18 protein-coding genes and 1 pseudogene are annotated in these 22619 nt (G+C 37.7%); 9 read left to right on the top strand and 10 right to left on the bottom strand.

Going from position 1 to position 22619, the window contains the following annotated elements; all coding sequences use genetic code 11:
• Window positions 1–1150: 1150 nt before the first annotated feature.
• The 4 genes from DSM106972_RS34435 to DSM106972_RS34450 form a co-directional block, all read right to left on the bottom strand.
• A complete protein-coding gene (locus DSM106972_RS34435; protein ID WP_158632929.1) occupies window positions 1151–2290 on the bottom strand; it encodes an acyltransferase family protein in 1140 nt (379 codons plus the stop codon).
• Window positions 2291–2477: 187 nt separating this feature from the next.
• Window positions 2478–4484 (bottom strand): elongation factor G, encoded by a 2007-nt coding sequence (fusA, locus tag DSM106972_RS34440; protein WP_127084923.1) that lies wholly within the window; start codon window positions 4482–4484, stop codon window positions 2478–2480.
• A 358-nt stretch (window positions 4485–4842) separates the two neighbouring features.
• On the bottom strand, window positions 4843–5025 hold the full coding sequence (locus tag DSM106972_RS34445) for a hypothetical protein (RefSeq protein ID WP_127084924.1): 183 nt from the start codon (window positions 5023–5025) through the stop codon (window positions 4843–4845).
• Between the two features lie 573 nt (window positions 5026–5598).
• Window positions 5599–6024 carry a hypothetical protein gene (locus DSM106972_RS34450; RefSeq protein WP_127084925.1) on the bottom strand — a complete coding sequence of 142 codons (426 nt, stop codon included), beginning with the start codon at window positions 6022–6024 and terminating at the stop codon, window positions 5599–5601.
• Window positions 6025–6294: 270 nt separating this feature from the next.
• On the opposite strand from DSM106972_RS34450, the gene DSM106972_RS34455 reads away from it, so the two are divergent.
• The gene (locus tag DSM106972_RS34455) at window positions 6295–6519 is read left to right on the top strand and encodes a hypothetical protein (RefSeq protein WP_127084926.1); all 225 of its coding nucleotides are present in this window, start codon (window positions 6295–6297) and stop codon (window positions 6517–6519) included.
• A 629-nt stretch (window positions 6520–7148) separates the two neighbouring features.
• Window positions 7149–7349: pseudogene (locus DSM106972_RS34460) on the top strand (hypothetical protein); the annotation flags it as partial.
• Window positions 7350–7553: 204 nt separating this feature from the next.
• Here the strand turns inward: DSM106972_RS34460 and DSM106972_RS34465 are convergent.
• Window positions 7554–8453 carry a class I SAM-dependent methyltransferase gene (locus DSM106972_RS34465; RefSeq protein ID WP_127084927.1) on the bottom strand — a complete coding sequence of 300 codons (900 nt, stop codon included), beginning with the start codon at window positions 8451–8453 and terminating at the stop codon, window positions 7554–7556.
• 772 nt (window positions 8454–9225) lie between these two features.
• On the opposite strand from DSM106972_RS34465, the gene DSM106972_RS34470 reads away from it, so the two are divergent.
• From DSM106972_RS34470 to DSM106972_RS34485, 4 genes are all read left to right on the top strand, one after another.
• Entirely contained in the window at window positions 9226–11373 is a 2148-nt protein-coding gene (locus DSM106972_RS34470) for a heavy metal translocating P-type ATPase (RefSeq protein WP_127084928.1), read from the top strand.
• Window positions 11374–11405: 32 nt separating this feature from the next.
• Window positions 11406–12914 (top strand): hydroxysqualene dehydroxylase, encoded by a 1509-nt coding sequence (locus DSM106972_RS34475; RefSeq protein WP_127085070.1) that lies wholly within the window; start codon window positions 11406–11408, stop codon window positions 12912–12914.
• Window positions 12915–13249: 335 nt separating this feature from the next.
• On the top strand, window positions 13250–13915 hold the full coding sequence (locus tag DSM106972_RS34480) for a CAP domain-containing protein (RefSeq protein WP_127084929.1): 666 nt from the start codon (window positions 13250–13252) through the stop codon (window positions 13913–13915).
• Window positions 13916–13978: 63 nt separating this feature from the next.
• Window positions 13979–15145, top strand: coding sequence for a pyridoxal phosphate-dependent aminotransferase (locus DSM106972_RS34485; RefSeq protein WP_127084930.1), 1167 nt, complete (start codon window positions 13979–13981; stop codon window positions 15143–15145).
• A 99-nt stretch (window positions 15146–15244) separates the two neighbouring features.
• Here DSM106972_RS34485 and DSM106972_RS34490 read toward each other — a convergent pair whose 3' ends face one another.
• A complete protein-coding gene (locus DSM106972_RS34490; protein WP_127084931.1) occupies window positions 15245–16432 on the bottom strand; it encodes a tetratricopeptide repeat protein in 1188 nt (395 codons plus the stop codon).
• Between the two features lie 57 nt (window positions 16433–16489).
• On the opposite strand from DSM106972_RS34490, the gene DSM106972_RS34495 reads away from it, so the two are divergent.
• Window positions 16490–17218 (top strand): hypothetical protein, encoded by a 729-nt coding sequence (locus tag DSM106972_RS34495; RefSeq protein ID WP_127084932.1) that lies wholly within the window; start codon window positions 16490–16492, stop codon window positions 17216–17218.
• Here the strand turns inward: DSM106972_RS34495 and DSM106972_RS34500 are convergent.
• Together DSM106972_RS34500 and DSM106972_RS34505 are read right to left on the bottom strand one after the other, a co-directional pair.
• The gene (locus DSM106972_RS34500) at window positions 17148–17861 is read right to left on the bottom strand and encodes a response regulator (RefSeq protein WP_127084933.1); all 714 of its coding nucleotides are present in this window, start codon (window positions 17859–17861) and stop codon (window positions 17148–17150) included. The two genes, DSM106972_RS34495 and DSM106972_RS34500, sit on opposite strands and share 71 nt — an antisense overlap.
• A gap of 376 nt (window positions 17862–18237) precedes the next feature.
• Window positions 18238–18420 (bottom strand): CsbD family protein, encoded by a 183-nt coding sequence (locus tag DSM106972_RS34505; RefSeq protein WP_127084934.1) that lies wholly within the window; start codon window positions 18418–18420, stop codon window positions 18238–18240.
• A gap of 654 nt (window positions 18421–19074) precedes the next feature.
• On the opposite strand from DSM106972_RS34505, the gene DSM106972_RS34510 reads away from it, so the two are divergent.
• Together DSM106972_RS34510 and DSM106972_RS34515 are read left to right on the top strand one after the other, a co-directional pair.
• Window positions 19075–19353, top strand: coding sequence for a GlsB/YeaQ/YmgE family stress response membrane protein (locus tag DSM106972_RS34510; protein ID WP_127084935.1), 279 nt, complete (start codon window positions 19075–19077; stop codon window positions 19351–19353).
• A 113-nt stretch (window positions 19354–19466) separates the two neighbouring features.
• A complete protein-coding gene (locus DSM106972_RS34515) occupies window positions 19467–19877 on the top strand; it encodes a thiol-disulfide oxidoreductase DCC family protein (protein ID WP_127084936.1) in 411 nt (136 codons plus the stop codon).
• A gap of 1 nt (window position 19878) precedes the next feature.
• On the opposite strand, the gene DSM106972_RS34520 is transcribed toward DSM106972_RS34515, so the two are convergent.
• On the bottom strand, window positions 19879–20652 hold the full coding sequence (locus DSM106972_RS34520; protein ID WP_127084937.1) for a hypothetical protein: 774 nt from the start codon (window positions 20650–20652) through the stop codon (window positions 19879–19881).
• Window positions 20653–20858: 206 nt separating this feature from the next.
• Complete coding sequence (locus DSM106972_RS34525) at window positions 20859–22325, bottom strand: adenosine deaminase family protein (RefSeq protein ID WP_127084938.1); 1467 nt, start codon at window positions 22323–22325, stop codon at window positions 20859–20861.
• Window positions 22326–22619 lie beyond the last annotated feature (294 nt).

Below are 22619 nucleotides of genomic sequence, written 5' to 3' on the forward strand. Positions count from 1 at the left end.
TTAAACAAGCTTTAATTAAAAAGCATGGCATAGACAATTTACGTTATTTAAAAGCTTATATATCATTGAAAAAGCACAATAATAATTTCTCAAGATATAAGCTTAGACATGCTAAACTTCAAAGCTTATTTGCAAATATAGAACTATTATTATTATTATGATTTGACTTATTTTTACTACTTTTGCCAAATCTGAATAAAGTTCAAAATTATTACACCAATATTGAATAATTGTATAAAAAAATTAGTATCTATACGTGTATATTTTGAAGTAAACTAATTGCGTAGTAGTTACAAAATCACTCATAAGCTTACTGAACTTAGTTATTAAGCTAGTTACACACAGAAAAATACTGATTTTATTTTTACAACTTGATAACGAAACAAGTATCTATTAATACTTAATAGTACTAATGTTAATACTAGTTACTCGTGTGGTTTTAGCGAAAAACAAACTTACACAAAAGTGTTCTCAGTAACATTGAAAGCTGTAGATTTGAATAGAAGTATGTCAATTAGACCCATTAGGCACATATTCTTTAGTTACAACTCACTTCCAAGTGCTAACTTTCTTAATTATTAAGTCAAATATTCAAATTAGCATTACTAGTCATAAAAGCTACATTTAAATGCTGATTTGATTACGTATCTTGAAATTACTAAGGTGGAGTCTCGCCTACTTCAGCCAGTTCATTGAAGTTTACCATCGGCGCGAATATGTAAGCACTCCCCCGATTTCGGTGGCGCCAAAGTTGTATGTAGTTTTCAGAGGCTGTTAGTATAATCATAGCAATCACGGTGGGTCAGACCTTTGAGCTACCTTTATGCCCTTTAATCTGAAGATTTTACATTTATTCCTGTAGCTTACACTAACACAGACTTTTTAAAGTAAGTGTGAATTATGCAAAATATTTATAAAGCTTGTATGAAATTACATTATAACATTATATTGATTATGGCAATCTTTGATTTTCCGGTTTAATTCCATCTGCTGCAACTTGCCAAATTACGCGGAATGAAACCTGGCTTCTATGCATTCATTGTCGCAGACAAATCGTTGTTTGTATTACATGATATCAACGAAAAAACCAGGTTTATAAAGTTTAATCTTTGGTTAATAAATTCAATAGCGTTAGTTAAAAATTGATGAATTAAATTTTAAACTTCATCCCAAATAAGAAGCGTATTAAATTAAAACGTTTGATTGATTCATAAAAAATCAAAATGCTCAAGAATGAAGCTAAAGTAACAAGCATAAACTTAAATATTATATTTATATCCCATTGAACCGCGTAAAAACCAATAGGGATAATAAAATTCATATGAACTATATAAACCGGATAAGACGCTTGATTGAAATAAACAACAAATGGATTACTCCAATTTAGGTATTGTTTAGCGAAATTTAATAAAACAATTAGCCAACAAAAACTATTTAAGCTCAAAATTAGTTGAATTAACACATTTAGAAAAGTAAATTTATAAACTAAGTGAAACTCGCTAATATCCAAAAATGATAAAAATATTGTTAATGTCAAAACCCAAATTAATGCAAATGTATTATTTTTCTCAATTATGATTTCAACCTGCGGATTAAATATAAATAAATAGCCGAGTATGAAAAATAGAAAATAGTAAAGAGGATTGTAATATACTAAGCAAGTAATTCTTGCTAAAGTCAATGGGATTATATATAAAAAGATTATGAATTTCGATTGATGTGATAAAGATGTTATGGCTTTTATCAAATTCTGACCGTTGCTTGTCTTTAAATAGCCAGAGAAAGGTAGAAGAATCAAAGAAAAGCCAATCAGATACAGAATAAACCATAAGTGTCCAGGTGTAAATGTACCTGTAAAACCATTAATATGTTTATAATCAATCTTGAAAAAAAGTGGGTAGTACTGCAAAAATGATATCTTGACATTCTGATGGTGATTAAGGAATGTAAAATAACCAATGGGTGGAAGTAATACAAAAATACCGAAGATAAACGGAATCAATAATCGCTTTAACCGTTCAAAACAATATTCTTGCTTACTTCTACTATCTAAAGAATACTTTGCTGCGGCGCCTGCAATAAAAAAGAATAGTGGCATAAACCACTGATTAACAAATCTGATAAAAAACTCAAAGCTGGGATGAGTAGTATTATTCTCAAGATAATAAGAATATATAACATGAGGTTTAAAAATAAGCGCGCTATGGTAAGGAATCAGTAGTAAAGTTGCTAAAATTCTTAGCCAGTCTAAATAGTAGCGTCTTTCCTTACCTTCTTTGAGCGTAGACACAATTATACCCTGCTGCAACAATATATAAACAATATATATGTTACTTCATCTTGTGGAATGGGCATCCTTGCCCGTCCCAAGCATAGGGCGTTTGCGTTGACACGAGGATGAATGTTTGGTAGACGGTTGTTGTTCATATTTTTTACTTAAAATTATTGCTGCACAGGCAGGATGCCTGTGCCACAATCTATACTTTACTTTGGTAGCTGGCAAATTCCATTGTGAAGGTTGCCATACCAGAGGTGATTGACCTAAGTGCGGTTGAGTAGCCAAACATTTTGAAGAGTGGAACTTCTGCTTGAATGACTGAGTACCCCTGCATTGTTTGTGACCCTAATAGCAAACCTCTTCGTGATGACAAGTCACCTTGTACTCTTCCTACATATTCGTTGGGTGTTTCTACCTCAACGTGCATGATAGGTTCGAGTAAGTGAGGGTCTGCTTGGGTGAATGCTGTTTCAAACGCTTGTTTTGCTGCCATTCGGAATGCAAACTCGTTTGAGTCTACTTGGTGATATGAACCACCATTAAGCACTATTTTGGCGCCAACTACAGGATAACCATCTATTTTTCCAGCTTGCATAGCTTCGATAAAACCTTTTTCACAAGCTGTAATAAATGTACTAGGAATGGCGCCACCAACTACACGATTAATAAATACAAATGGTTCATCGCACGGTTCAATCCAACCAGTAACGTGAGCATATTGACCTGGCCCTCCTGATTGTTTCTTTAATCGATAGTCAAAGGTAGCTTTTTTACCAATCGTTTCGCGATAAGCAACGGCAGGTTTACCAACATACATTTCAGCATTATACTCGCGCTTAATACGCTCAATATAAATTTCTAAGTGCAGTTCACCCATTCCTGATATTAAAGTCTCACCTGTTTCTGCATCAACACTGACGCGGAAAGTCGGGTCTTCTTTTTGGAAACGGTTGAGCGCTTTAGATAATTTATCGCTGTCTTCTTGTTTCTTGGGTACTACCGAAAGCGATATTACAGGTTCTGGAACGAACATTGCTTCTAAAGAAATAAGTGTCTCCCCGGTATAGAAAGTATCACCACTTGCACACTCAACTCCTAAAAGTGCAACAATATCCCCAGCTACAGCAATCTTTACTTCCTCACGTTTGTTAGCGTGCATTCGTAGCAATCTACCAATTTGCACCCGCTGTTTTGTACGAGCGTTGTATACTATATCACCAGGTTTTAATGTGCCAGAATAAATACGTGTGTAAGTTAATTGCCCAAATGATTCTAGTGTCAGCTTAAATGCTAACGCCACTAAAGGCGCCTCAACTTCAGCATACAGACTAATGTTGTCAGATGTCTTTACTACCTCACGCTCAACAGGAGACGGAAGATAACGTGCGACAGCATCAAGCAAGTTTTGCACACCTTTATTCTTAAACGCAGAACCAAGTAGTACAGGAACTAATTCCAGATTCTTTGTAGCATTACCAATAGTCTCCCAAATCAATTCGTTTTCAACTTCTTCACCAGCTAAAAGCTTTTCAGTCATTGGTTCAGAAAACAGCGACAATGCATCAAGCATTTTCTCACGCGCTTCTAACGCTTCGTGCATAAGCGATTCAGGAATTTCTGTTTTCACCCAGTTTTCACCAGCTTCACCTTCATAAAAATTTGCAATCATTTCTACAAGGTCAATAACTCCCTGGAATTCGTTTTCTTTACCAATTGGATATTGAACGAGTAACGGATTCAGTTGTAATTTATCGCGTATCGCTTGCACTACTGTAAACGGATTGGCGCCCGTTCTATCCATCTTGTTAATAAACGCAATTCTCGGTACACGATAGCGCTTCATTTGCCTATCTACCGTTATTGACTGCGACTGCACAGAGGCAACCGCACATAACACCATCACCGCACCATCTAATACACGCAGCGCACGCTCAACTTCAATAGTAAAATCAACGTGTCCAGGTGTATCTATCAGATTAATTTGGGTATCGTGCCACGTACAAGTAGTTGCAGCAGATGTAATTGTGATACCGTGTAATTTTTCTTCTGGCATGTAATCCATAGTGGCGCCTTTTCCACCACCACGTACTTCTTCGATCGCGTGAATTCTACCCGTGTAATACAAAATTCGCTCGCTAATTGTTGTTTTACCAGAATCAATATGTGCAGAAATACCGATGTTACGGACACGGGTTCTCTTAATCATAACAACTTGACCTTAATTTTTTAATTTTCGCGCATTGTTGACAATCTTGTGGAACAGGCATCCCTGCCTGTTTCTATATATTCTCAGGGCGGGCAAGGATGCCCACCCCACAAGAGGGTGCTATTAAATTGGGGTAATAGCTATATAGAGAGGGGATGTAATTCTCATTTGTGGACGGGCATTGTGCCTCACAATCTTCCTTTTCTTCACGTACTCTCTATTTAATTTTTATGCCCGCGTACTAAACTCATGACTTTGAACTCCTCGTAGAGCTATGATATCGCCTCTGCGTGAGCAGCTTTTTTGATTATATGCTACAAATCATAATACAGCAAGGAGTATTTTGGCAAGGGTGCCTCTACATAACAGCATGTTTCCAAAATTGGTAGCTGCGCGGGTCGATACTACCTCTCTCTACATTTAAACGTGCGTAATTTGTTAGTTTTGCCACTAATACTTGTACTTTTATTTCATAAGTATTACAAGTTATATTTTTGACTTTATTCTCTTGCAAATATTTGTCTATATAACCTGTAAGCATTTACAGGAGATGTTTTTACTGTATTTATTTAATGGTTATTCTTATATCAAAAGTGATATTAAATACTTAATTTCCAGCATGTAGCACAAACTACTACGTAATTAATAATGAAAAATTATACTAGTTAATATAAGCGCCAATTTAATTATTCTGCAAAAATCTTCAGTAACAGTTTCATGAGTGCGAAAGGTAAGTAATTGTGCATTTCAATCAACATAGAAATAGCTAACTAGGTATAAAATGGAAAAAATAAGTAATGAAAGTTCTAGGTCTTATCTTGATAGTTTACTAAAACATACTCATGAATCTTTAATATGGGTTTGGCAAGTTGTTAATGGGTCTTGTTCTTGTAACTGCCGTAGAGAAATCTTATCCATTTTGTATATTATTATTTTATAAATATATACCATTTTCAAATACTTTAAATAAACAAATAAATCTGATTGTACAAACTATCCCATCGGATGTTAATCCAATCGTAGTTTGTCCTTTGACCACTTATAGGCGCCAGCAAAAGTAAAATGCTTAATAGTCATAACCACGATTACACGCTTCTCGTAATCGTGGTTTTGTTTACTGGTTACTTAGCCCTTCCAAGCGTTGCAGAATATGGCGGTTTTCAGTTTGTAAAGCGAGCATGGTTTGCCTAAATAACGCATGTTCCGCTTGGTTCGCTTCTATAGATTGTTGCTGGGAAGCTACTATGTTAGCTAGGGTTCTAACCGAACTAGTTGTGTTTCTAACCGAGTTAGCAACACTTGTAACCGAGTTAGCAATAATTGTAATCGAGTCAAACAGGGAGTTTACTGCATCCGTTAATGCCTCAGTTCTTTCCCTCAGTTCGGCATCTCTAAGACGCAAATCGGCATTTAAAGCAACTTGATTGTCTAATTGTTGAGACTGTTGAGACATTTTTTGAGACATTTCAGACATTTGTTGAGACACAAGCTCTAAGGTCGCCTCAATCCGGTCTAATCTATCTGGTTCTCGTTCATTCATGGTACTTACCTCCTGTTTCTATAATTTAATAGGTTTATAGCGTCGGCGCCTTGCCCAGCCTACAAAAAACACGACACTTTGACCCTATAAATAAGACACTCACACGCATTTTCCATAAGGCAGATGGAATAAGAGTTTTTCCTGGTCTATATTTAGTATAGTCATTTGACTATACATGTGCCAAGACAATTTATAGTCAACGTCGAGCTATAATGTATACGAACGTTTTAATGAGCTATTGTATAGACGTGTTTATATATTTGAGAGAACATGGCTTATAGAGAAGATCAGTTAAACTTGCGCGTAGACGCAGAACTCAAGAAAGCATTTATTGCGAAAGCCAAGGAGAACGGCACAACTGCCACTCATTTGATAGTTGACTTTATGAAGGAGTACTTGGGACTGGCGCCTAGTCAATCATCAGATGAAATGGCTGAAATGAAACAAAGGCTTGCAAAACTGGAGCAGTTAGTTATGGGGGAGTTAACAGCCTGAGAGAAGAAAACTCGTCTCTTAGGCAATGGCGTGACCGTGTAATGGAATTAGACCCTAAAAGATAACATTTACTATAGAACGTAGATGTTATTTTTTGTCTATTTATAATCTACGCAAGAAATCACAAATTTGTATATATTTTTGTCTATACAATGTGTATTAAAAACATAGTTTGATTTTTAGTTATAAGCTGATTATAACACTTTTATCCGTTTTCGGATATTGGAAATTATTAATTTTCTGTGTGTACCAGTTCTTGCTTGCCTTTTTGTTGATTGGCGCCTGCGCTCATTACTTAATATATATGTTATTTGGACGATTGTTTGTTGATACTCATGTTTTAGGTGCGGGTTTACAAAAATTTTCGTTTTATAACGATATTGTTATATAACCCGCCCCGGAGGTATTTTGGATGTAACAATGATAAATATTCTTATTTTTCATTTTAATAGAATTGGGCTATTTATATGGGTATTTTCAATTCCATGCGGGTATGAACGAAGCGAAATAATACTCAAGAACCACGTATTTAATAATACTTCAAATTATTTATAAATCAAAATATAAACATCGTCCTAAAACGAACTAAATGTTCTAAACTCAAGAACATCAGAACTACGTATTGATTTATGACTGATGACACACAGTGTGCAGACTACGATAGTCCGTGGAAAACTATCTTAGAAAAATACTTTCAGCAAGCAATGGAGTTTTTCTTTCCCAAAACTGCTGCACTTATTGACTGGCAAGTTCCTCATGTGTTCTTGGATAAAGAACTCCAGGCAATATCATATGACGCAGTACAGGGTAAAAGATTTGCGGAGTTGCTCTGGTAATGTGTCTTGTGATGCTGCTTGTTGTTTTTGCTGGGATAATACAGATGCTTTAGATTGATTGTGCATACATTGCTGTCTTGTGGAACAGGCATCCCTGCCTGTACCTATATTACATAAATTGTGGTAAACCCGCTTTTTGGTGATGGGGCGGGTTTACAATGTTGTTGGTTTGTATGGAGGTTGTGGGTTAACCCGCCCCTACAGGTTTGTCGTATACGCGCTGTATCCGTATGCCATTGGTTCGCGCATTGATTCTACGGGTTTGATGCTGCGGTTGATGGATTGGGCAAATGGTATTTTTATGCCTTTGATGGTTTCTGGTACGATGGAATATTCGTTTGTTGGTTCTACGCTGTATTGGGGACATTTGGCTTTCATTCCCGCTTCTATTAGCATTTCGTCTATTTCGGCTGCGGTAAATTGTCTCAAATAAATTTCGTTTTTACCTGCTGGGTTTAATCGACGTATCCAGTTGTGGATGATGTGGGAAGGACAAACTTTATTGTGGAATGAGTGGTTGAATATAAATGTTCCACCTGGTTTGAGTACGCGCGCCATTTCTGCCATCAGTTTCCGCAGTTGCGCTTCGGGGATGTGCATGAATACACAGTTGGAAATTAGTAAATCTATTGAGTTATCTTCTAACGGTAGAATTTCGGCTGAGTTACAAATCACGTTAAATTCGGCACCTGGAAAGAAATTATACTCTTGCTTACACTTGAGTAGGCGCCGTAATAAAGGTTCAGATATATCTAGACCGTAATATTTTTGACAGTTAAGATTTTTATCTAATGAGAGAAATAAAGGAATGCGTCCATAACCGCAGCCAATCTCTAATATACTGTCAACAGTCTTATTTTTAGGAAACTTGCTCCAAACACCCGAAGGCGTCCCAGTTAAAAGCTTATAATCTTTTTTGATAGCGGCGCCAGCTTCAGCTTGTTCGATTTTTTGCGAACCATAGTACGTCTTACCGATTTCATCCCACAATTGCTTGTGTCCGGTACTATTTAAATTTTCATAATCTTTAGGCAAGTAAACACCATCCCGAAGCTGATACTCATTCAGGTTGGGTTTTACGCTCATCGCTTGACTCATAAAAGTAATTGCTCTTGAGTATTATATGTTTTCGGTTATACGCGCAATCTATAGTAAACCGCAATTGTTAGATTTGCGGGTATATAAAGACATTCCCCTTTATTTTATAAGTATTTTTCCCGAAACATATAGAAATTCCCCGTTATAAGGACTCGTTATAAGGACTCGTTGTAAGGACTCGTTGTAAGGACTCGTTGTAAGGACTTCAGTTCTTAACACCCAAGCGCCACACAAAAAAAGTTTGATGACAAAAGTTATTATTTATCGTGTCATACACCCAAAAATCCCTTCTAGCTTGATTCATTCTCAAAAATCAACTAATTAACTTTATATATTTTTATATTGTCAATCAAATTTAGTAATGATGTAAAACTAATAACCTACATTCCGCATTTCAAATATTAGTATTTACTTGCAATAAACGAATTGATCCTCCCAACCCCTCTTAACAAGGGGGGTTAGGGAAGTTAGGGGGATTATTATGACAAACTATTGCATTAACTATCTTCAAAACAACACTAAAATTACACAAAGATAAAATCTATTAAAATTTAGGTAATAATCACTTATTGAAGCAATTTTGCATTTGCTAAAAAACAAACAATCCTTATCTGACAAACATTTGAGCCTATTATCATTACGCCTTTACAAGCTATTGCAAACACTAAAAGATTATTGCTAATGTTATCTAAGGAACTCAACTCATATCTGAGAAATTTAAATTTAAATTTTATTTACTCTCCATATCTCGCGCGTAAGGCTAGTGACGATTATGTACACCATCACATCAGGGGCAAAACAAAAAGTTGTGCCGCACATACCAAACACAACTTTCAAAGTAAACTATCAAATAGTCCATGCAATTCCAGGACGAATTCGATTTCGTGTTCCACTACTTGCTTTAGACCAAAGTTATGCTTTGCGTTTGGAAAATTTGCTGAATAACGAAACTCATGTAACCAAAGTTCGGATTAATCGTAATGCAGGTTCAATAGCTATTCATTACCGACCAACACAAAATAATCTAATACCCTCACTACCGCAACTGATTCAAGATGCAACTTGCTCTCTCGCAATAGAACACCACCATCACCATCATGGTGAGGATGGATTTAAAGTTCCTGCTTTTGCGACATTGATGGCACTGTTAAAGTTAGCATTTCCAATTCCAACAGCTTTGGTTGCCTCAACGGTAGCAGTTGCTGCATTGCCTGTTTTCAAACGCGCGATGGCAAGTATTACACATCAACGTAAATTAAATATAGATTGTTTAGATTTTTTGGCAATCGTTTTGACTTCATTTCAAGGTAACTTACTGGCGCCAGCTTTACTAATGACGTTACACGAAGTTGGAGATACAATTCGTGAACGGACTGCTAAAGTTTCAGATGAAGGTACATCTGACTTATTAGAGTCATTGGGTAGTTTTGCTTGGGTAGAAGTTAATGGCGAAAAATTGCGCGTACTTGCTACTTCCGTTCAACCGGGAGATAAAGTAGTTGTTTACCCAGGTGAACAGATACCTGTTGATGGAAAAATATTGTCTGGTGAGGCATTAATTGACCAACAAAAACTTACAGGTGAATCAATGCCTGTTGTACGTTCAGTGGGCGAATATGTATATGCTTCTACTTTAGTACGTGAAGGTACAATCTCGATTAATGCTGAACGAGTGGGAAGTGATACTCGTGCAGGCGCCAGTATTCGATTGATACAACAGGCGCCTGTATATGATACACGCATGGTAAATCATGCCGCCCAAATAGCTGATAAAACGATTGTTCCAGCATTAATACTTGCGGGCATAGTATTTGCTGCTACCCGTAACCCAGTACGTGCAGCCTCAATTTTAACGCTCGATTTTATGACGGGCATTCGTGTATCCTTACCAACATGTTATTTAGCTGCTCTCAAACACGCAACTCGACATGGTGTACTAATTCGTAGCGGTCGGGCATTAGAAAAATTAGCACAAGTAGATACGTTAGTCTTTGACAAAACAGGAACACTAACACAAGGTAATATTGAAGTTATTGGAATAGAAACAGTACCAAACGGAATATCACCTCAAAGATTATTAGAACTAGCAGCAGCAGCAGAACAGCGATTAACACATCCAGTCGCTCAAGCTATAATGCGTTACGCGACGCAACAAGACGTGCGAATATTACCGCGTGGTAAATGGAACTACGAAATTGGTTTGGGAGTTGAAGCATTCATAGAACATACACATGTTTTAGTTGGAAGCGCACGGTGGATGGAACGTAATGATATTAATGTTTCTGTGAATTCAAGCTCTATATATGATTCACGAATGTATGTAGCAGTAAACGGAGAATTCCAAGGAGCAATTGTATACACCGACCCATTACGCTTAGAAAGTTCAGAAGTAATTCGTAAACTACAAGATAAATACGGTATGTCAGTTCACCTGCTTACAGGAGACAATAAACATCGAGCAATTGCCGTAGCCTCAAACCTAGGGATACCGTTACAAAACGTGTACGCGGAAGCGTTCCCCGAACAAAAAGCCGAAATTATTCGTAACCTACACTCGCAAGGAAAAACAGTAGCATTTACGGGAGACGGAATAAACGACTCTGCCGCACTAGCATATGCAGATGTATCAATATCTTTCGGTAACGCTTCTCAAGTCGCGCGTGAAACTGCTGATGTAGTGCTAATGGAAAACAACTTAGAAAATCTACTCGAAGCTATCGCCATTGCCCAAGAAACAAAACAAGTAATCAACCAAAACATAGGTTTAGCTGTAATTCCTAATTTAGCTGCATTAGGACTTGCCGCTACAGTTGGTATACATCCTTTAGTTGCCACCACAGTTCATAACGGTTCAGCAATTGCCGCAGGTTTAAACGGTTTACGTCCTTTAATGCATAAAGACCGAGCAGTGGTAATGTAATATAGATGAACCGTGAACAATCAAAAGCTACTATGTCAATTGCGTCACATCATAAAAAAGTAGTCGTTGTCGGCGCCGGTTGGGCAGGGTTAGGCGCCACGTATCATCTTGCCAAACAAGGGTATGATGTGACGCTGTTAGAAGCAGGCGCCTATCCAGGTGGGTTAGTAGCAGGTTGGAAAACTCCAGGTGGACGTTCAGTAGAAGCAGGTATTCACGGATTTTGGTATCCTTACCGCAATATATTCTCCCTCACCAACGAATTAGAAATAAACCCTTTTACTCATTGGACACGTTCATCGCAGTATTCTCCTAACGGTTTAGAGGTTGAATCTCCAATTTTTCAAGATTTACCCAGACTACCAACCCCATTGGGTACATTTGTTTACACCCAATTTAAACGTTTACCATTAATTGACCGCATTAGCGCTTTACCTTTATTGTATGCTGTCGTTGACTTTGATAACTCCGATGAAGCTTGGCGCCGTTACGACTCAGTGACAGCGCGCGAGTTATTTAAACAATTTGGTGTTTCTGGGCGCCTTTACCGCGAATCATTTGAACCAATGTTATTGGTAGGATTATTTGCCCCAGGTGAGCAATGTTCTGCGGCTGCAACATTGGGAATGCTATATTATTTTATTCTTGCTCATCAACCTGATTTTGATGTTGTTTGGTGTCGTGGTACTGTAGGGGAAAAAATCTTCCGTCCTTGGGTAGAACATATCGAAAAATTAGGCGCCAAAGTCTTAGCAAATCGTCGCGTTACTGATGTAATTACAGAAAATAACAAAGCAACAGGTATTGTTTGTGGTGACGAGGTATTCGATGCTGATGCTGTAATTTTTTCAGTTGGCATTACGGGAATGAAAAAAATAGTAGCAAATAGTCCCACTCTGCAAAGTCGTAGCGAATTTAGAAATTTGACAAACTTAGGCGCCGTTGATGTACTTGCCGTGCGTTTATGGTTTGATAGAAAAATTAATATACCCCTTCCTTCTAACGCTTGCTTTGGTTTTGACGAAACAACCGGATGGACATTCTTTGATTTAAACGCTTTACATGACGAATACCGCGACGGACCAGGAACCGTTGTAGAGGTAGATTTTTATCACGCTAATCAATTTATACCCCTCCAGGACAAAGAAATTATCCCAATCGTGCAGCAGTATTTACAATCATGTGTACCTGCATTTGCTGGCGCCAAAGTAATTGATAGCAGCGTAATACGATTACCACAAGCCGTGTCACACTTTGCACCAGGTAGTTATCGACACATGCTACCAGCCACTACAAGTTTTTCCAACGTATTTATGAGTGGTGACTGGATAATTACCCGTCATGGTTCATGGTCACAAGAAAAAGCATACGTAACAGGTTTAGAAGCAGCTAACTTAGTAATTTCACAACTAGGTGAAGGTACATATGCAAATGTACTACCTATCGAACAAGATGAAGCGCATATCCAAACCTTTAGACAACTTAATCGCAATTGGCGCCAGTTCAGCAAATCTATTTTGCCCGACTTTTGGTTGCCTTAAAATCCCAGAAACCCGGTTTCTTCGTCACTGAACATGAATATCATCAAATAAAACGAAAAGAAACTAGCCACCAATTTTTATTTGAATAATTTTAATAAATAATACTATGGATAGGCGCCTTTTAATATCACGTCCTTGTCAGTAGCGTTAAATGTAAGCTACAGACAGACGAATATTTTGCAAAATGCATAAGTTTTACCCCACCAGGAATAGTAAGTAAGTGTAGCCTGATGTGGCAGGTTACTGATTTAATTGTTAATTTTGCGTAATTTCAGCGATTTTCGTTGTGTAATTACTATATTCCGGGTTTTTTGTGCATAAACGGGGAATCTCAAATGACTACTGATAATAAAACTGGTACCTGGTGGAGATATATACTTTTTCTGGCAATAATCATATTTGCAGGCCCAGCAACGTATTTTACTGCTCAAGCGCTGCGTGGACATCCGGTTGACCCGAACTATTTTTGGACGGAGTGGTCGCCATTTGGTTTGTTCGGTGGGCGTTTATATAATGGTAAAGGTGGCACCAATTGGAAAATAGGCGAAGCGAAAGCAAATATTTTGAATGCTGATGAACTGCGTAAGCTACCCGAAGTGCGACAATTTGCTCTGGAATTAGTCAACCGTGACCGCAATCTTAATACATTAGGTTCAGTAGTTATCGACCCAATATTAAATGATGCTGCACAACGTCACGCCGAAGATATGGCACAGCGTCGATACTTTGACCACAAGTCACCCGAAGGAAAAACTCCACGCGACCGTTTTATTGCTGCTGGTGGTAGTGAGTACAACGGAGTTGGTGAAAATATCGCTTATCAACCCACAAGCAACAGTTTTGGTTTAACCTATGGTGTTGCAGAAGAACTACAGCGTGGTTGGATGTACAGCAACGGACACCGTGAAAACCTTCTAACTCCTGAATATAAAAAATTTGGCTATGGCATTGCAGTTACTCCTTCGGGGCGCGTATATGCTGTACAAATGTTTTCAGATTAGTAGATGCGAGAAAAAGAGATATGCTGGAGATGATTGGAAATATGCCAAATAGAAAAAGTAACGATGAAACTGGCACAAAGAGTTAGTCAGGTAACGCCTTCGATTACCTTGGCTATCGCAGCGAAAGCTAAGGCGATGAAGGCAGAAGGAATTGACGTTTGTAGTTTTAGCGCTGGCGAACCGGACTTTGATACTCCAGCACATATTAAAGCCGCAGCTGTTAAAGCGTTAGAAGATGGTAAAACTAAATATGGCGCCGCGTCGGGTGAGCCAGGTTTGCGTGATGCTATCGCTCGTAAGTTGAGCTTTGAAAATAATCTTGATTTTAAACCCGAAAACATCATCGTTACCAATGGTGGTAAGCATTCGCTATATAACTTGATACTTGCTTTGATTGAACCAGGTGATGAAGTTATTATTCCGGCGCCATATTGGTTAAGTTATCCAGAAATGGTCACTTTAGCTGGTGGTAAATCAGTTATTGTACATACCGATGCTGCAAACGACTATAAAATAACACCCCAACAGCTACGCGCATCGATAACCCCTAATACTAAATTATTCATCCTCAATTCACCATCCAACCCTACCGGGATGGTATATACTCCTGAAGAAATTAAAGCAATTGCTGATGTCATCGTCGAAAAAGACATTTTAGTTGTCTCCGATGAAATTTACGAAAAAATTCTCTACGACGGCGCCAAACATGTCAGCATCGGTTCATTAGGAGCAGAAATTTTTGCGCGCACCATTATTAGTAACGGTTTTGCTAAGGGTTACTCAATGACCGGTTGGCGTATTGGTTATCTCGCTGGCCCCGACGATTTAATCAAAGCTACAATTACCATTCAAAGCCACAGCACATCGAACGTTTGTACCTTCGCTCAATATGGCGCCATTGCAGCATTAGATGGTGATCAAAATTGTATTGAAGAAATGCGTCTCGCTTTTGCAAAACGACGCGAAGTCATGTACGACCGTCTCAATGCTATCCCAGGATTAAATTGTCCCAAACCCGATGGCGCCTTTTATTTATTACCCGATATCAAAAAAACCGGGTTAAAATCCTTAGATTTTTGTAACAAACTTCTTGAACAACATCAAGTAGCTGTTATTCCTGGTATCGCATTTGGCGCCGATGATACAGTACGTTTATCTTACGCTACTGATATGGCAACAATTGAAAAAGGAATGGACAGATTAGAAAAGTTCGTCAGGTCAAAAATCTAATTGTCATGCTGAACGTAGTGAAGCATCTAATAACATTCAAGTTTTTGAGAGATTCTTCGCTGCGCTCAGAATGACAATTTTATATTCAGAATGACAATTTTAAATTAATCCCATTTCTTGTAAACCTTGTCGGAGTCTCGCTGCTTCGATGGGGTTATCTTGTTCGTGGAGGGAAATTGCTTTGTTAAATGCTGCTAAACTGGCTTTTTGATTTCCCACTTTTAACCATACGACACCCAAATTTTGATATGCCGATGCGTATTTTGGGTCTAATTGAACCGCGCGCTGGTATGATGATATTGCTTCTGTAAATTTACCCATTGCTTTTAGCGTCATTCCTAAGTTGTAGTGTCCGATAGCAAAATTTGGGTCGATACGAGTTGTCATCTCATAGGCACTTTTAGCGCTTTGTAAGTCTCCTAAGCTTTTAAGTAAGCTTCCTAAGTTATTATAGGCGCCTAATTTTAATATCGGAATCACGACTTGTTTAATGGCTGCTTGATAATGCGATACTGCTTTTCTTATGTCTCCAACACGGGTATATCCAATACCTAAATGGTAGTGCAATTCATACATCAAGTCTATATTGGCTTGTTTCGATGCTATTCCACGCTGCAATAATTCTATTCCTTCTTCGAGTTTTCCATTTTCAATATATAAACCCCCAAGCTTACTACATACGTAAGGGTCATTGGGATGATGTACTATAAACCCTTCCATTGCAGCTTGTGCTTTTGTTGCTTTGTTTTCTTGCTTAATAGCTGATAAAGTATACCCTTCGTGTAATATTGCTACTTCGCTCAAATGTCCAATTTGCCAATCTGGCTCTTTTTGTAATATCTCAATTACGCTGTCGTCTATTATTGCATGATATGGACGCGAAAATTTGATATCTGGATGCTTGCGGAATAACCTTGACACCATTGAATATGGTGATTGAGCGGCGCCTATTTCGTGACGGAGCAAGTTTACCATAATATATTCTTGCATGGAGATTGTCTGTTGAATATGCGATTTTATTTTCGGTGTCAACCTCTCGTCTGCGTCTAACACTAATACCCAATCACCTGTTACATATCTTAATGCTTCATTACGTGCAGCACTAAAATCATTATTCCACTCATATCTATAAACTTTTGCCCCTAATTCCTCAGCAATTCTTACTGTTTTATCTATAGAACCTGTATCTAATACTACAACTTCATCAACAATGCTTGTGGCACTTCTAATGCATTTAGCCAGTGTGGACTCTTCGTTTTTGGCAATTATGCAGAGACTGAGTTTCATAATTTACTTGTATAATAAAATATAGACTAAAATTTTAAAGCATTTTCTAAAATCAGAATGGTAGGCTCAGAACAACACCATGATGGTGCAAACAAGTTAAATGATGCACAAAATCTTGATAGCATACCATCACTAGAGACGCAAGTTCCCTGGAAAGTTATTATAATTGGCTTAACGGTAGGAAGTATTTTTGCTTCGGCGCCTTTTGCAGTATCGTATTTACTCAGCTTGCTAACCTCACGCCATAGGTTAGTACCTTACGCGGATAGTAACAATGGTATACAAATACAACGACCTCTAGATTGGGAAGTCCGTAAAATTAACAATAATTTTATTGGTGATGTGGTGGAATTTATATCGCCAAAAATCGAAGGTGATAGCTTCTTTGAAGCAGTAACAATAAGCGTCGAGAAATTTTCTGGCACTTTCAAACAATATACACAATCAGAACTTCAGGATATTAAGCTCTATCTTAAATCGGCAAGCATTACTATTAATCGGTATAGTACGCTTGCAGACAATAAAGCATTCGAGTTGGAATATACTACAAAAGAGAGAAGTAAACTCACCAAGTACTGGAAAAAATCAACTTTATATAATAAAAAAGTTTACAAAATAACTTATGCCGCCAATGTCGCTGATTACAAAAAGTATTTCCCGACAGTGGAGCTTATGGCACAATCATTTAAAATTAAATCCACTCTTGTTGGCGCCTTTATTGTACCAACCCCGCACGCAAAGCACGTACAGCAGCTTGAGTACGGTCGGCAACACAAAGTTTACTAAGAATACCGCGAACGTGAGTTTTGACGGTACCAACGGTTAGGTAAAGCTTGCCAGCAATTTCTGCATTATCGCATCCCGCAACAATCAACTCTAGTACTTCTTTTTCCCTTTGAGTTAACGGGTAAGCTACTATTGTTTTTTCAATATCTGGGTCAATACCCTGAATTACAACTCGTTTACCGCTCTCAGAACTGCCATCTACATCTTGTCGTAATTGACGCAGCACAATATCCGCTATTACCGAGTCTATCCACGAAGTACCATTAGCTGTAGTTTTTACTGCTTTGATTAAATTCTCGCTTTCAATATCCTTCATACAGTAAGAATCTGCTCCTGCTGCAAAAGCAGCCAAAACAGTATCCTCACTGTCCTGCATCGTCAGCATCAGTACTTTTGTATGATTATCGTCGTTTTCGGCTTGAAAATGTCTAAATAGACGTGTCAACTCAACACCATCCATATCAGGCAAACCGATATCAATGGTCGCAACATCTGGCTTGAGCGTTTTCAGAAGCTGTAACCCCTGCTTTGCATTGGCAGCTTCACCCACTATCTCGATTTCGGTATCAGCCTTTAAAGCTGCCCTCAAACCCATTCTGGTAAGGTTGTGGTCTTCAATTATGAGAACCTTGACATCGCTCATGGCTGTCTCTTCTTTACCTAACTTTTTCTAATGTAATTTAATTTAGCTATTTTAATCAAATCCTTATGTAAATAGAAAGGTGACAAATAACTTCATCTATCGCAAGCTGCAATATAAGCTGGCATACGATTTTCGTGAGAGAGGTCTGAATACACATCTCACACTATAAACCTAAGTTTTACATCTTTCCGCAGAGAGATTATAGCAGCTAAATCGATTATTACATATAAGTATTTGTAATGTCTCATTATACGCCATGCCGATAGTCAAATACAAAAAATCCCGATATCTACTTAGATACCGGGACTATATTACCTCACAAAACCTATGACAACTAGAGGTGAAAAACTTAAAAGACTAAAAATTTGCTTGAGAATTAGTTAAGAGTTTTCTTTACTTCATCCTTAAGGTTTTCTGCGATGTGACGAACTTGCGCTTCGGCTTGTTTCGCTTTACCTTCAGCTTTATCATTAGGGTTGCCAGTAACTTCACCGACTACTTCTTGAATTTTGCCTTCGATATTTTTAGCTACTGCTTCTACACGATTTTCAATGCTCATAATTTTCTCCAACTAAATATTACTAAATTTTAGAAACCGGGTTTCTACCCTTTCATTGTCGCAGACAAATCGTCATTTATATTACATATTTAAATAAAGAAACCCGGTTTATTTAACGTTAACCAAACTTATATATTTAGATTAATTGTTTTTATGTTGTGGCACTTCTACCTTCCGGATATTATTAAACTTTTAACCTTTGTCCATCGTATATAATTTAGTCATAATGAACTCAACTTTAAGATGTTATTACTGAATCTTTGGTTATAGCAATTCAAGTTAATTCTTCTTACACACGGCTAATTTCTTTATATCCAATGGTGGATAATTTTAATTTTAACAATGTGGTATGTTAAGAAAATTTGTAACCACTTATACACTTTATATCTTTTGACATATCTCTTTTGACTTCATCCAGATTAACTTTCCTAACGCTTTTAAAGTTGCTTGAAAATAAATAATAGATTTAACATTTCTTTACATTTGAATTAAATGCTCATAGGTTATACGTCTCTAAGTAAATGATTAAACACAAGAAAGTATCGCAAGATTTTTGATATTATTTCGTTAGATAGAACAACATATTTTCAATTTGGTTTTTAATAAGTATTAACAAAAGCAGTTAAAAGTTTATATCAAAAAGGAGATATTCAAATGGGTAACATTATTGCATGGTTAGTATTAGGTTTAATTGCAGGCGCCATAGCTAAAGCTTTTTATCCAGGACATCAAGGTGGCGGTATTTTCTCTACAATCGCATTAGGTATTTTAGGCGCCATGCTTGGTGGTTACTTAGGTCAAATATTGTTGGGAAGTAGTGGAGCAGCAGCAGCATCAGTAGGAGCATTATCAATAGGAAGCATAATCTTTGCTGTAATTGGTGCAATGTTATTAATTTTCATCTGGGGTTTGTTAACTCGTAGAACTGTCTAATAGTGCGCTCGTATCTGTCTTGTGGGATGGGCATCCTTGCCCGTCCTAATCTCACACTCCCAATCTCACAATATTATATATATAGATAACCAAATATTTTATACAAAAACCCAATGACTGCTGACCCAAAATACAACGTCATCTATGATGGCAACTGCAACCTGTGCGTCACCCTAGTACAACTATTAGAAAACCTAGACCAAGGAAAACTATTTATTTACACCCCCATGCAAGACAGTCAAACCCTTACACAATGGGGAATCACACCCCAAGACTGTGAAATGGGGATGATTTTAATAGACGCAAATACACCCACACGACGCTGGCAAGGTAGCAACGCAGCAGAAGAAATAGGGCGCCTTATGCCAATGGGCAGTATATTCGTAGATGCATACCGCGCATTACCTGGTGTGAAATGGGCAGGAGATAAATTTTACGAACAAATCCGCGATAACCGCTATACAATCTTTGGCAAACGCGACAGCACGTATAAATCTCAGTTTTGTACAGAATGCGGAAATTAAATTATCTGTAAAAAAATTCAAAATCATTCAAAGCTTTCAAGCGTGCAAAATTAAGACGAGAATGGTAGGTCAACCGTAATTTCCATGTATCCCAAGAGCTTGATGGTGTTGATATATATGATGCATCGATATGGTGAGTTGCTTGCTTAACTGTTTCCCAACCTGAGCAATGGACTACCCAACCTACCTTGGCAGCAGCTAACCCCATTGCATTACCTTCACCACCATGAATTCCTTGGAATTCCAAAAACCTACCGACTTTACCCCAGTAGTTGAAAAATTCGATTTCTTTACCATTATCGCGCGTAATGACAAATAACGATTCTCCAACATAATTAACTTTTTCAAGCGGTAAATCTAACTTAGATGCTAATTTTTGCAGCGACTCTAAGCGTTCGGGATTATATTTTTGGGCATGTTCAACTAAATTCTTGCAGTGTCCTACTGTAATACCAGGTTCCCAATGCAAATCATCAGGAATATCGGCAGTAATTCGCGTATCAGCATCAATACAAATCGCTGCGCGAAATTTAGATAAAGCTTTTGCAAGTACTAAGCGTTTGTCATTGTAGCAAAGTAATGTTCCCTGCTGACGGTGTTTGAATGCTAAAACATTATTGTACGACCGAAAATCATTAACATTATCTGTGTACACATATATAAACGCTTTGGGGCAATATTTCGCTAAATCAGTTGCTAGTTGCTGTGTCAGAATTCGGTACTTTTTACCGAGTGCTAACGTACAAAAGCAATAGTCGATTGTCATTGAACTCATTAGTTTATATTATTACAAATAACTAAGTTTATACTTAAAATTTATTACTGTATCAATTTAACTTTATATTTACTATCTCATCCAGAGAATTTATACTGATATATAATGTAATTTTTTATGAGTTGACAAGCGAATATACGTGTAAGCACTGTGGCAAAATACTGTTACTTACATGTATATAAAGGTTTTGGTAGACGGCACCTACCTTACAGATTTCTAGATTTTTCAAATGCAGCAATTTGGGTTTGCCAATTTTGAATTAACTTAGCTTTCGTTGTCTCATCAACAAAAGCATATTCTAAACTATTACGCGCTAACTGCTTGACCTCATCCCAGGTTATATCAGGATGTGATAACACAGCGCGTGTAAATTCTTCTGTTATATCACTGCTAAATATCCCCGCATCATCTGTATTTAACGAAACCGGAATTCCCATCCGCATCCATTTTAAAAATGGGTGTTTTTCTAAAGGTAATTTCAATAGTAAATAGTTACTAATAGGACAAGCTTCTATCAATATTTTACGGCGCCGCATTAAAGTCACTTCAGGAGCGTTGGGTTGAGGAGAAGCTTCTAAGTTAACACCGTGTCCAATACGTTCGGCGCCCATTAATATAGAATCACGAATATGCCAATCCCATTTTGTACGTTCACCTGAGTGTATTGATAAGCGTACAGCTGGATATAGGCGCCGTAAAGTTGAAATATAATCTTCAACTGCTGATGGTGCAGCTATTTCTTGACCTACTTGCACATCTTCAGAATATTCGTTACCAACTAAATTGATTCCAGCGATGGCATTTCCCACAGCATCGTTTGCTGCTGCTAGTTCAAAAGCTATTGGTAATTGAGTAAATAATTTAGCACTCGTGCGTCGAAACGACAGCATAAACCGTAATTCCACCCTTTCGTTTTCTGGTAGCTGTTGGTTTGTACTTTGCACTGCTGCAAGTAAATTACTCATATGCTCGCGTGCTGCCGTTAAGTTTAACACTTTATATTCATCCGCTTTACTTGCACCAACAGGAGTATTGGGAAACGGTGATAACATAACTTCAACGTAACTCAAATTGTGGCGCTGTGCATTCTTAACTGTTTCAGCTAACATTTGACGAATAATTTCTGGGTTTCCCGTTAGCGCATCACCACGAGCGAACACCGCATTGAAAAATACATTATTCGGGTTTGGCTCGTTTACCGCTATCATTTGAGAACTTAGATACATTGCGCGCTGTTTTTGCTCAATTTCTGTACGAGGGTTAACAAGATTTGCAACAGCTACAAAAGTCGCGTTATTGTCTGGGTCTGGAGCAGTTTTTTCTAAAGGTACAGCGATAAATTTATATGCGTTTGCATCATCACTCTTCCAGCTTTGTTTTGGTACGCGAATAAAATAACGATATTGTTTTGACTGTGCAGCAAGTTCAAGTAAACGTTCGGGAGCTATGCTACCACTTAGGTGCGTGTGTAACTCTCCACCTTTGGGCATTTTTTGCAGGAACGCACGTAGCTGGTTTTGATTACGTTTTATATTGGCAAACTGTTTACTATGTTGAGTTGGAACGGGTTGTTTACTCGTGGCAGTTTGCAATAAACTTCCGCCAAAGGCAATACTACCAAATATCCCTAACCCAACTGCAAAAGCAATCAGGCGCCTGCAAAATTTTTTCATTCCACGCACCACTTCAAAATTGCCACATTAATAATACGTGATTATAACCATAGTTGTAGAGATTTTATATGTAACGTCTCTACCCATAGGCAATATAACGTCTCTACTCACGGGCGATGTTTCTGTGGCGCCGAACAAGTATACTTCTAACATTTACATTTGGAGAGGATTATCGAGTCACAAATCTTATGTAAATTCTAATTTAAATATCAAGCCAAAAGTATCCTAATTGACAGTAATTTTATGTCAGTCTGCCAAAATTCGTAAAAATATACTTACAAACTGTAGGTGTAT

Origin of the sequence: Dulcicalothrix desertica PCC 7102 (genome assembly GCF_003991905.1) — a bacterium.
Classification (GTDB): Bacteria; Cyanobacteriota; Cyanobacteriia; order Cyanobacteriales; family Nostocaceae; genus Dulcicalothrix; species Dulcicalothrix desertica.